The sequence below is a fragment of the Alistipes sp. genome, from assembly GCF_048465635.1.
Taxonomy (GTDB): domain Bacteria; phylum Bacteroidota; class Bacteroidia; order Bacteroidales; family Rikenellaceae; genus Alistipes.
On sequence record NZ_DBFWLF010000004.1, the window covers coordinates 186,733 to 198,845 of the forward strand.

General features: G+C 58.4%; 12 protein-coding genes. All 12 read left to right on the top strand.

Translation table 11 applies throughout. The features are described 5' to 3' along the window. Positions 1 to 5 precede the first annotated feature (5 nt). From ACMO9O_RS00810 to ACMO9O_RS00865, 12 genes are read left to right on the top strand one after another with little or no spacing between them, the layout of a single operon-like run. Positions 6 to 407, top strand: a complete 402-nt coding sequence (locus ACMO9O_RS00810) for a hypothetical protein (RefSeq protein WP_418981722.1) — start codon at positions 6 to 8, stop codon at positions 405 to 407. Continuing rightward, positions 394 to 894, top strand: a complete 501-nt coding sequence (locus tag ACMO9O_RS00815; protein ID WP_418981752.1) for a glycoside hydrolase family 73 protein — start codon at positions 394 to 396, stop codon at positions 892 to 894. The genes ACMO9O_RS00810 and ACMO9O_RS00815 overlap by 14 nt, the downstream gene beginning before the upstream one ends. Before the next feature lie 26 nt (positions 895 to 920). Further along, complete coding sequence (locus tag ACMO9O_RS00820) at positions 921 to 1,499, top strand: hypothetical protein (protein ID WP_418981723.1); 579 nt, start codon at positions 921 to 923, stop codon at positions 1,497 to 1,499. Then, positions 1,483 to 1,887, top strand: coding sequence for a hypothetical protein (locus tag ACMO9O_RS00825; RefSeq protein ID WP_418981724.1), 405 nt, complete (start codon positions 1,483 to 1,485; stop codon positions 1,885 to 1,887). The genes ACMO9O_RS00820 and ACMO9O_RS00825 overlap by 17 nt, the downstream gene beginning before the upstream one ends. A 1-nt stretch (position 1,888) precedes the next feature. Further along, positions 1,889 to 2,386 (top strand): hypothetical protein, encoded by a 498-nt coding sequence (locus ACMO9O_RS00830; protein ID WP_418981725.1) that lies wholly within the window; start codon positions 1,889 to 1,891, stop codon positions 2,384 to 2,386. After that, positions 2,386 to 2,856, top strand: coding sequence for a hypothetical protein (locus ACMO9O_RS00835; RefSeq protein WP_418981726.1), 471 nt, complete (start codon positions 2,386 to 2,388; stop codon positions 2,854 to 2,856). Before ACMO9O_RS00830 ends, ACMO9O_RS00835 begins: the two co-directional genes overlap by 1 nt. 38 nt (positions 2,857 to 2,894) lie before the next feature. Next, the gene (locus tag ACMO9O_RS00840) at positions 2,895 to 3,074 is read left to right on the top strand and encodes a hypothetical protein (RefSeq protein ID WP_418981727.1); all 180 of its coding nucleotides are present in this window, start codon (positions 2,895 to 2,897) and stop codon (positions 3,072 to 3,074) included. After that, on the top strand, positions 3,061 to 7,203 hold the full coding sequence (locus tag ACMO9O_RS00845; RefSeq protein WP_418981728.1) for a hypothetical protein: 4,143 nt from the start codon (positions 3,061 to 3,063) through the stop codon (positions 7,201 to 7,203). The genes ACMO9O_RS00840 and ACMO9O_RS00845 overlap by 14 nt, the downstream gene beginning before the upstream one ends. Positions 7,204 to 7,205: 2 nt before the next feature. Continuing rightward, complete coding sequence (locus ACMO9O_RS00850) at positions 7,206 to 7,658, top strand: hypothetical protein (protein WP_418981729.1); 453 nt, start codon at positions 7,206 to 7,208, stop codon at positions 7,656 to 7,658. A 35-nt stretch (positions 7,659 to 7,693) separates the two neighbouring features. Beyond that, entirely contained in the window at positions 7,694 to 7,921 is a 228-nt protein-coding gene (locus ACMO9O_RS00855; protein ID WP_418981730.1) for a hypothetical protein, read from the top strand. After that, positions 7,912 to 11,817 carry a hypothetical protein gene (locus ACMO9O_RS00860; protein WP_418981731.1) on the top strand — a complete coding sequence of 1,302 codons (3,906 nt, stop codon included), beginning with the start codon at positions 7,912 to 7,914 and terminating at the stop codon, positions 11,815 to 11,817. The genes ACMO9O_RS00855 and ACMO9O_RS00860 overlap by 10 nt, the downstream gene beginning before the upstream one ends. A 3-nt stretch (positions 11,818 to 11,820) precedes the next feature. Then, a complete protein-coding gene (locus ACMO9O_RS00865; protein ID WP_418981732.1) occupies positions 11,821 to 12,111 on the top strand; it encodes a hypothetical protein in 291 nt (96 codons plus the stop codon). The last annotated feature ends 2 nt before the right edge of the window (positions 12,112 to 12,113 follow it).

Below are 12,113 nucleotides of genomic sequence, written 5' to 3' on the forward strand. Positions count from 1 at the left end.
AGCACATGAAACTGAAAGTATTGGTTCCGTTCCGGGACAAAATCGACCACAAGACGTGGTACAAGGTCGGCGATACGCTCGTCACCGACGACATCGACCGTATCAACCAGAACATCAAGCGCGGTCTGTGCGAGGTGGTCTCGCCCGACAACGGCGAGACCGTATCCGAGGCCGAGGCCGAATCGGCGCAGGAGAAAGAGCAGCCGGCCGCAGAGATGGTCTCCTTCAAGGAGCAGGAGTATTCGCTGGCGGACGTCAAGGCAGCCCTTGCGGCCCTCGACATCCCGGTGGCGGCGAACGCACGGGTCAAAGGCGTGACCAAAGTGCTCGGCGTGCTTACCGAGGAGCAGGCCGCGGCGCTTCGGGAGGCGCTGACCAAAGAAGCAGCAGGTGATGACCCCTCGTGAGTTCAAGCAGCAGTTCTATCCGGCCATCGAGCGCGTCTGCGCCCAAACGGGGCTGAATCCGCTCTTCGTGGCGGCGCAGGCCGCGCTCGAGACCGGTTGGGGGAAGAGCGCCATCGGCAACAATCTCTTCGGGATCACCGCCGGCGACAAGTGGGCAGGCAAACGGCAGATCGTCCGCACGACCGAGTACTTCCGCGACGACCGGCAGGGCGGGCGCTTCGTGAAGGTTCACTCCATTACGGCGCTGGCCGACGGCCGCTACCGCTACGACGTGGATCGGGCCTTCCGGGACTACGACACGGTCGAAGACTGCATCCGCGACCATGCGAAGGTGCTCTCGGCCAAACGCTATGCTGCGGCGATGCCTTTCCGGGGCAACGTGTACCGCTTCGCCTACGAGGTCGCCCGGGCGGGCTACTGCACGGCGGCTCCCGAGACCTATGCCGACTCGATCCGGTCGATAGCACGGACGATTGAACGCGCGTAAAAAAACATTCAAATACCTTTTGAGCGATGGAAAGCATCTGGCTGCAGCTATTGACGTTCGCCCTGCCCAGCGGGTTCATCGGCTCGTTCGCCACGTGGCTCGTTACGCGCCGGCAGCGCCGCAACGACTTTCTCGCCGAGATGCAGAAATCCATCGACCTGTTGAGCGAGAAGTACAACGCCGTGCTGCAGGACAACATCACGCTGCGGCAGGAGAAAGCCGAGTGGAAGGTCTCACAGCGGGAGCTGCTGCTGAAAGTGGACAAGCTGACACGCGAGGTCGAGAGCCTTCGCAAACACATGAACAAACACCAAAAAGAGAATGACACGAACAATCCGGGGAAATCCCCTCGTGCTGCTGCTCGCCGTGCTGCTGATGACGACGGCCTGCGCGGCCACGCGGACGCAGTCGTCGCTGACCTCCGAGCGGGCGGCGGCGATGCGGACAAACCAAAGAAGCGAAAGCGAGCGCTTCGACAGTCTCGCAGCACAGCTTCGTCATCAGGCCGCGAGCCGGACGGAAGCGAGCCGGACGCTGTGGATGGCGGCGGAGGGAGTGCCGGGACAGACGGCACGCCTGACGATTCCGATGCAGAACCTCCGTGAACTACCCGAAGGGGCGAAGTTCTCGGCACAGAACGGCCGCGCCAGCGTCGAAGCGCAACGACATGGAGACAGCATCGTCCTTACCGGCAAGGCGGACAGCATCGCCCGGCGCTGCATCTACTTCGAAAATCAGGTATTCCGACAACGGCAGTCCATCGACTCGTTGAACCGACTGATCGCTACCTCGCAAGCTGCCAACCATGAGCTCGCGGAATTGGCTGCAGCCCGGTCGGGAACCGAGGCAACGGTCGAAAAGACCCGAAAGCCGCCCGCCACGTGGCATTGGTGGCTGCTTTCCGGCTTCCTCGCGGGTGGAGCCGCAGCCGCATGGCTGACCCGAACAAACCCGCTGAAAGCGATTATTTCACTCATCAAAAAACTGTTTTAACATGGCAAAAGAACATGACGGCGCGATTTACGGCCTGCACCAATTCTCGTTCGCGGGAGCGGTCTGGGGGCTTATTTCCGACGACTCCATCGAGTGGGGCGGCGACGAGCGCTCCACGAACAAAATCTGGGCGGCGCAGAAGCGCAACGCTCCGTGGAAAGAGATCACCGACAACCCCGGCACAGACGAGCTGGAGGGCGACCTGATCGAGCTGAAGCCCGCGAACCTGAAAGCAGCGATGGGCGGGACGGTCGATGCGACCGGCAAGAAGTGGTCGGCTCCGTCCGAGGTCATTACACAGGAAGGCCCTGTGGAAATTGTGACGGCCGACGGTGCGAAAATCATGATCCCGAAGGCATCGCTCGTGGCCAAGCCGAAGGGGAACTTCGGGTACACGGACGTATTCAAAATCCACTTCAAGCTCACGATCCTCATGCCGGACGAGGGTGCTGCGCCCTACACCATCGACTACGGTTCCTCTGAAGTAGCGGAAGGCTGATGAAACGTGCGGTCGAAATCGAGGCAGCGGAGGCCCTGCTGGACATCGGGGTTTCCCTGCCTTTTTTCCGGTTGCCGCTGATGAAGCGGCCGATCCGGCTGATGATGAGGCGGCCGTGTCTGGGCGGGCTGATCCGCATCTCGAAGCTCTACCTTCAGATGGGAATTACCTACAAGCAGATGGAGGAGTTCGACAAGGATGAGGAGCTGCAATTCATCGCTATGCACGGCGGTCGTATTTCCCGCATGGTTGCACTCACCGTCTGCCGGGGCGCTGTCTCGGGGACACTCTTCGCACGGCCTCTTGCGTGGCTGATCCGGTGGTTCGTGCCGAACGATTACCTGCAGGCGGCCAACCGTCAGTTCATCACACTGCTTGGCACGCGGTCTTTTATGTCTATTATCGACTCGGTGGAGACGGCAAACCCGATGAAGCCGAGAACGAGCCAAAGAAACGCAAAGGGGAGTTAAAGACCCGCTACGAGGGTTCCCATAGCCCCTTCGGGATCGTGTGGCAGATCGCTGCAGCCACGGGTTGGTCGGTGAAGTACATCCTGTGGAAAGTGAACTACCAAGCGCTGCGCATCATGCTGGCCGATGCCCCGCGATACGTGAAAGACCAGCCGGCCAAAGGCCAGAAATTGAAAGGATTTTTTCAGTCCAAATTAAAGAAAGATGAAACCTGTTGAAATTGAATTTTTGATGCGTGACAAACTTTCCGGCGGTATGGATGCTGCCGGGAAGTCTGCCGAGTCGCTGGGCGACCGCGTCGAACGGGTTTCACAAAGCATCACGGAGCGCATCGCCGCTCAGCGCGAGCAGGTGCGTTATGTCGAGCAATGTCTCAAAGACCTGAAGACACAGTACGACCGACTCGCTCCGGGCCGGGCGCAGACCGAGATGCGCGCGGAGATCAACGCCTGCACGCGGGCGCTCGAGGAGGACAAGGCTGTGCTGGCCGGGCTGCGAAGCGAGCACGAAAAGAACTCGGCCACGGCACGCGGGCTGACGATGGAGCTGCGTCAGTTGATCGGCAGCATGGCGAAGATGCGGCTGGAAGGGAAGCAGAACTCGCAGGAGTACCTGACAATGGCCAAACGTGCGGCCTTGCTGCAGGACACCCTCGGCGACCTGCGCACCCAGACGAAGATTCTCGCGCATGACAATGCCGGTCTGCAGGGGCTGATGAGCGGAGCCAACGGCGTGGCGGGAGCGTTTACGATGGCGACGGGCATCATGGGGGCGTTTGCTTCGGAAAACGAGAACCTCGTGAAGGTTCAAACGCGGGTACAGAGCGTGCTGGCCATCACGATGGGACTGCAGCAGGTGATGAACACGCTGAACAAGGACTCGGCGTTTCGACTGGTGACCGTGGTAAAGATGAAGAACCTGCTGACAGCCGCCAACCACCGGCTGGCTACGGCACTGGGCATATCCAACGTTGCGGCCACGGCACTCATGGCGACCCTCACGCTCGGCCTTTCGGCTGTTATTACGGGGCTGATTGTTCTTTGGGATCGGTATTCCGATTCGCAGGAGGCAGCCGCCAAAAAGGAAAAGGAGCGCGTCGAGATCGAGAAGGACGGCCGGGCGCAGATGATCAAGACCCGGTTCGAGATCGAGTCGACCATGAAGAGCCTGAAAGAGTTCATCGGGACGAAAGAGCAGGAGCAGGCGAAGGTGGAAGAACTCAATCGCAAGTACGGCGAAAGTTTCGGCTATTACGATACCATCGCGCAGTGGTACGACACCCTGCTTCAGAAAGGAGAAGCGTACATCCAGATGCTTTTCCTGCAGGCGAAAGCCCAGAGCCTAATCAACAAGGCAGTCGAGGCGGATGAACAGGTCAACACGCTCAAAGTGACGCCGGCCGACGACGTGAAGGGTGCGCACGGATGGTGGTATCGCACATTCGCTAAAGCCGGAGCAGCGCGTGCCGGCATTCTTCCCAGCGAGATAGACGCAGCGGTGGATGCTTCGAACGAGCAGATCAAAGATCGGCTTGTCAAGGCCGCAGAAGAGCAGCGCGACGCTTACTTGTCCGAAGCCGGGAAATTGCAGGATGAGATGGCCGATCTGGGAAAGACTTCCGGCCTCGGCGGATTCAACAAACCGAAGCGGCCCGATTCAGAGCAGCTCACGAACAACCTCGTCAATTACGAAGCCAAGGCGCAGAAACGTATCGAGGACACACGCGTCGCCCTCATGGAGGAGGGTTTCGCCAAAGAGCGGGCAGCCGCGGAAAATGCGTTTGAACAGGAAAAACGACGCATCAACGAGGAGGAGCGCCAGCGGCTCGAGCTGTACGAGAAGCTCCGTGCCGCCGGGGCAGACGTTACCCCGGAACAGAAAGCGACGATCACCGCGCAGGCCGCCGCCCAGCGTATTCAGGCCGCGCAGGTGTTCGATGTCGCGAAAGAGGATATTGCCAAGCGAGAACGGAAAGCCGCCGAGGGGCGACAGAAAGAGCAGGAGAAGGAACTGAACGAGCTCCTTGCCAAATACCGTGACTTCGAAGCGCAGAGGACCGCGATCAAGGAAAAGGGGAACGCCGACATAGCCAAGCTGTCTGCGCAGTTGAGTTCTGTCCGCATCGAATCGTTGGGGCAGCAGATGGCCGGGATGTTCAACGGCAACGTCGATCTGCTGGCTCGACCGATAATCGATGCCGCGAAGCTGGCTGAAAAGGGTTGGCAGGATGCCGGAGAGGGCATCGCTACGGTCTTCAGCTCGCAATTCGGTATCGACGATGCGAACGGTAAGGTGCATGAGATTCTCGTTACACCGATTCTCCCGGACGGCCGCGTGCTGTCCGAAGAGGAGTTGAACAGCTACATCGATCAGACGCTCAACGGAGCCGAAAATATCCTGCAAGCCGATACGCTGGGTATTGTGATCGGTGTCGATGTCGATCCGGACGGGTCGGCAGGCGAAACCCTTCATCTTCTGCAGGAGGAATTCTACGATCTGAAACAAAACGCAGAGGAGAATGCCATCGCCGACGACATCATCAACCGGGCGATACAGGTTGCCGAGAATACAAAGAATAGTGCGCTGGCCGAGGTCGACGCTGCCGAAGCCGAAAGCGTGGCCAAAGACAACGATTTCCTGAAGCGGCTCTTCGGGGACTACTCGTCGATGTCGTTCGATAAATTGCGCAACCTGATTGCGCAGGCCAAGCAGCTGCAGTCCTACCTGAACGGCAGCGGGTCGGCGGACGGCATCACGTTCATCTCGCCGGCGGAGCTGCAGCGCATCGAGAAAAGCCCTGCGGAGCTGGACAAACTCCGCAAGGCGCTCGATAAGCTGCTCAAGACGGGAAAAGGCGACGTCGGCAGCAAATGGGGGAACATCTTCAAGACCTTTGAATCGGGTCTTGCGGATCTGAAAGGCGCTAAAGGATTCAAAGATATTTCCGGTGCCATCGGAACCATTAGCGGCGCCGCGTCGGATGCAGCCGGGGAACTGGCCGCCATGTTCGACGAGATGGGAGATACCCAGACCGCCGACGCCATCAGCGGTGTGCAGCAGGTGATGAGCGCCGTCTCGAATATCGGTCAGGGTTTTGCCAAGGGCGGCATCATCGGCGGTATCGGGGCTGCTGTCGGTGAGGCGATGAACTTCATCGGACAGGCATTCGCCTCCGAAGCGCGTCACAAAGAAGCCCTGAAAGAGATCGAGCGGGCAAAACTCGATTTTCAGCGGCAGTACAACCTCGCATTGCTGGAGCAGAACCTCCTCTTGGAGGAAGCGTCGAACGTTTTCGGTGAGCGGCAGATCGCCAAGGCGGCCAACGCGGTGCAGAATTACCGGGATGCGCTCGCCTCGTTCAATCAGGAACTGGCCGGATCGGCCGCCAAGGGCAAGGGTTATGATAGGTGGGCCGGCACATGGCTCGACCGGATGTTCGGCGGGAAATATTCGGATGCTGCAGCGGCTTATCAGGCGGGGATGGGCGGTCTCTACGAAGCCCAGATCGTAACCGGGCACAAGAAGACCGGCCTATTCGGTTGGGGTAAAGGCAAAGACCTGTACAGCAGCATTCTCTCTGTTTATCCAGAACTGATCAAAAAGAACGGTGAACTGGATACCGTGATGCTGCAGTCGATTCTCGACACCCGGAAGATGTCGGATGAGACGCGCGCCTATCTGGAGAACCTTATCGACCTGAAGGATGCGATGGACGAAGCCGAAAAAGCTCTGGAAGACTATCTGCAGCAGACGTTCGGCTCGCTCGGTGACGGTATCCTCGACTCGATCACGACAGCTCTGGCCGGGGGTGATGCAGCACTGGATAATTTTGCCGACAACGTAGCTTCCGTCTTCGAAGATTTGGGCAAACAGATCGCCTATTCGCTGTTTTTCGCCGACAAGTTCGACGAACTGCAGAAGCAGCTGAAAGACGTGTACGGCAGCGGCAAAAGCGAAGAAGAGATTGCCAACGATGCAATGAACCTGATCGATTCTTTCTACAACAACATAGGTTCCAATATAGATGCCGCCCAGTCATGGATGGAGGAGTGGCAGCGCAAGGCCGAGCAGATGGGATACGACCTCTGGAAAGGAGACGGGACGACACAAAGCGGCCGGGCGGGGACTTTCACGACTCTCACGCAAGAGCAGGGCACGAAGCTCGAAGGGCTGATGACCTCTCTGCAAATGCACGGCGCGAGCCTCGACGAAAAGGCCGATAACATCACCGACGCGTTGGGCGGCTGCTTGGATGAGCTGCACAAGATCGTAGAAAATACGAACTATTTGCCGTCACTGTTTGCGATCTGGGTGGCCATCAAACGAGACGGAATAAAATTGAGATAACGATGATTCTGGAAGGACTTTTAAGTATCAACGGCATCGACCCGTGGACGGAATACGGTGCGTTTCTGGTCGAAGAGAAGCCGGGCGACATGAAGAACTACACCGCGCTGTTGAAACCGTCAGCTGTGAAACCGCAGAAGGAGGTGTCGTTCCGAGAGATGGACGGCGCAAAGGTTCCCCCGCGGATCGTGCAGCGCTGGGAGGCCCGCGATGTCACGCTCCAGTTCTGCATCTTCGCCGCCGACCGTAAGGAGTTCCATGCACGCTATTCGGGCTTCCTCGAAATGTTGCGCACGGGCGTGAACGGCTGGCTGGACATTCACCTTCCGGAGCTGGATCGGCACTTTAAGATGTTCTACAAGGAGTGCTCGGATTATAAACAACTGACCGACTTCGAGGGTGAAGTAGCCGGGCGTTTTTCGGTGAAATTCCGGGAACCAAATCCCACCTTCTGAAAAACCGTTCAAACGACGTTCAAACGCTATTCGGGATGAAAATCGGAAAGGATAAAATCAAGCATTTCGCAGTCTGCTTCGCGGTCGTCTTTGCGTTGGGTGCTCCCGGTGTATGGCTGGCTGCAGGGCTGGCGCTGGGCAAAGAGTACGGAGACAAGAACGTCTCTGGTAACCATTGGTGCTGGTGGGATTTGCTTTTCGACGTTGCCGGAATCGCTGCTGGATATGGGGTTTGCTATCTCATGGTGAAACTATGGAACTGAAAATCTATAACCAGAACCACGCGCTGAAGTTGACGGCGTCGCCGTCGGACAATTCCACGCGGCAGAAGCAGCTCATGGGCGACCACGTGCTGAATCTGTCGTTTACGGCCTTCGAGTGCATACCGCTTGCGGTGTACGACTATGTGGAGTTCGCCGGGGTGCGGTTCTGGGCTATGGAGGAGTACGTCCCCAAGCAGACCTCTACGGTCGAATGGGAGTACGACTGCAAGTTCTACGGCATCGAGAGCCTGCTGAAGCAGGCACTCATGCTGAAACTCGTCGATGGCGAGAACAGCCCCATCTTCTCGCTGACCGCTCCGGCACGGGAGCACGTGGCGCTGGTCGTGGCGAATATCAACCGACAGATGGGCATCACTGACTGGAAGGTAGGTGAGGTGATCGCTACCGAGAACCTGACCATCGACTACGCAGGAACCTACTGCAACGAAGCGCTGGCGAAAATCGCCGAAGCCGCCAAAACGGAGTTCTGGTTCGACGGATACACAGTCAACCTGTGCCGCTGCGAATACGGTGAGACCGTAACGCTCGGCTACAACTGCGGTCTGGTATCCCTCGAGCGGGAAGTTGCCAGCAACATCAAGTTCTTCACGCGGCTGTTCCCCATCGGCTCGACGCGCAACATCGATCCTGAGGAGTATGGCTACTCGCGGCTGCAGCTTCCGAGCCGCCGGGCCTATGTCGAGCGCAGCACGCAGCAGGGTATCGTCGAGCACTACGAGGAGGACGCCTTCGCTGGCATCTATCCGAAGCGGCTCGGGACGCTGACGGGCGTCCGCTCCGAGCAGCGGAAGGACAATGACGGCAAACCGTTCCTGATTTACTATTTCCGGGATTCGGCCCTTCCCTTCGATCCCAACGACTACGAAATCGCCGGTCTGGTAAAGCAGGTAACCTTCCAGAGCGGTGAACTGAACGGCCGGGATTTCGAGGTCAACTACGACACCCGCAAACAGGAGTTCGAGATCATCACTCAATGGCCCTACGATGACGACACGCAACTGCCGGGCGGGCTGCTCGTCCCCAAGGCGGGAGACTCGTACATCCTGTGGAACGTTCGCATGCCGAGGGAGTACTATGCGCTGGCCGAGCAGGAGTTCGCCGAGGCGGTGGACGCCTATTTCAACGAGCACGACAAGGATCGCCATGTGTATAAAGCTGCGACGGACTACGTCAATATCGAGGAGCGAACGCTGTCGTTGGATATAGGTCAGCGCGTCCGGCTGGAAAGCACGCAATATTTTCCGGGGGCGGGTTACCGCACCAGCCGGATCACGTCGCTCACGCAGAACTTGCAGCGACCGACGGAGATGGACATCGAGATGAGCGATGTCGTGGGCAAGAGTTCGCTGGAGAAGATCAACGATGAGTTGTCCGAGGTCAAACACTATGCGCAGACCGCTTCTGCCGGCTTACCGGACATTGTCCGAAGCTGGGAAAACACCCCAGCAAGCGACTTCAACCTCTTTTCGGCGAAGCGTAACCGGAAAGAGTTTCTGAACAAGCGCGAGAACGACACCGCGCAGGGACTGATCACTTTCGAGCAGGGCTTGCGAATCGGGGGCTTCAAGCGCGGTGCGACGGGCGGCGAAATCGATGCGGCAGGCAATGCCGAGCTGCTATCGGTCATTGTCCGGAGTCTCATGCGGTCGGGGACGTTCGTGGACGGCATGACGGGCGAAGGCTGGCAGTTATGGCAGGACGACAAGGGCCGCTCCAATCTGACCGTGGACAGTCTGACGGTGCGCCGGTCGATGAAGACGCTGGAAATGTTGATCGAGAAGGTGCGCTCGGTGGGCGGGCAGATGATCGTCTCGGCAGCGAGCGGCAAGGTGGCCAGCGTCGCAATGGATGCCACGAATACGAACTACCTCCTGACGTTCGATCCGGTCTGCCCGTTCATGGCTGGCGACCTCATTCGCTGCTCAACCTTCAACGGGGTGGAGCCGAAAACCTACTGGGTTGAGGTCGCCGCGGTCGACGGCGGCGTGGCCACCGTTGCCGCCTCGGAGTTCGGGGATGTGTATCCCGCCGAGGGCGACGAGTGCGTATTGATGGGCAACACGACGGATGCGCAGCGGCAGGGTGTGATTTCGATTTCCGCGACCGAGGACGGGCAGCCGCGCATCGACGTACTGGACGGAGTATCGGGCAAGACGCTCGCGGGCTGCCTGCGTTCCCGGCTGGGATCGCTGGATGGCATCCGCGATACGTGGTTTCCGGCCGATGTCCAGCCAACAGGGCACGGACTGTATTCGGACAACGCCTTCCTGCGGGGCCAGTTCCTGCTGGCGACCGGCGAGGATGTGGCTACGAAGTTCGAGATCGTGGAAGGCGCGATCCGCTCGGGCATCGCGTCGATGCGCAACGACTTCACCACGGGGCAGAGCTTTCTGAACAACCCCAACTTCGGGGACGGGATGCGCTGGTGGGACACCGACAACGACATCACCTTTTTCACGCTCGGAGGGAAATACCTCTGGGTAAACGGCGCGCCCTACTCGAATAAGGGAACCTACGCGGCGGTAGAGGAACATGACGGTCGCACGGTCATGTGCATCAACAACAAGTACATTCTCCAGCGCAACGCGGACTTCCGGACGCGCCCGGCCTACGAGCCGGGGCTGGACGGCCTGCTCAAGGCGAAGCCGGTATTCCTGACTTTCTTCTACAAGTGTCTCGAGCCGGGCACGCTCAAGATCGCCTTCGAGGGGGTCGATCAGGCGGGCTTCCAAAATTTCGAGGAGTTGTACATCGAGCAGGAAATCGCTGCCGGCGAAGGCTACCGCACCTTCGAGGGCAGCGGGCTGTGGAACGGTACAGGCGACTTTCGGCTGTCGTTCACGGGCAAGATATACCTCTACATGCTGATGCTGAACCTCGACCACATCGAGGACTTCGTCTACGCCCACAAGACGCTCTTCGAGCAGACCGACCGGCTGGTGAAGATCGCCACCGAGTCGTTCGACATCGACGGCAACCTCATCAACACCACGGGGCTGATCAGCCGCGAGGATATGGCCGGCATGTACGTCATCGACGGCGCGGGTAATCTGGCATCGTTCGTCGGAGCCACGACTGAGGGCGTGAAGATCAAGGCGTCGAACATCACGCTCGAGGGGCTGGTTACGGCCAACGAGAACTTTAAAATTCTGAAGGACGGAAGCGTTGAAGCCCAGAATGGCATATTCAAGGGGCGTATCGATGCGACGAGCGGCACTATCGGTGGGTTTGAAATTGGTCAAGGTCGCATCGGAGCGGTCGCAACGCAAAGCGGGGTCGGTGGTAATTTAGCAATATATGACAATTTCTTCCGGGTAGGTGGCGACGTTGCCTACGTAATGTTCGGTAATGATGTAATCCCAGCCAGTGCTGGTGGTGCATACAGCGCTGCCGGGCGTATCGTGAACCAGAAGCCGAATACCGGAGCGCAATGGGGATTCGATACGGCCAACTACGGGCTGTTTATCGACGTTACGGGAGGCACGAAAAACTACGGAATCGAATCGAATGCACCTCTTTCTGCGCCTGCGTTTATCAATACGAAACTTAAAACTATCACATTCGGTGCGGGCACGTACAAGATCGACTTCTCGCAGTCGCTCGTCTATGCGGCCTATGCGACGACCTACGTCTCGGTAGCTCTTCCACCGGAATCGAGCGTTGCAACGATGTTTTCCGTCCGGGAACTTCCGGATGACTTTGCAGCACTGGTACTGTTCAAGATAAGAACCGGTTCGCAGCGTGTGATATTCGAGGGAGTGTATAATCAGAACGAGTCGCTACAAAATATCGAAGTCGCAGCGGGCGATAGCATCCTCCTCCTCATTTCAAAGATCGATGGCTTCCGATATAACCTGATCAATTTAACTACCTGAATTATGAAACAAATCAACCTGAAGGAATTCGATGTTTTCACCGACATCACCAAACGACAGCGGGTGCGTTGCGACATGCGGCGCAGCGTTGCAAACCTGCTCTACAACCAGATGCACGGAATCGACGCGCTGAATCTGGCGCTGATGATCCACAACAGCGACGGGGTCGTTTCGGTTACGGACGACGAGCTGCGCGTCCTGCGAACGGCGGTCGAGCAGTTCGGAACACCAGCGCTGATCGATGCGCTGGCCGAGCATATCAAGGAGTACAACAACCCCGAAAAGAACGAATAGCT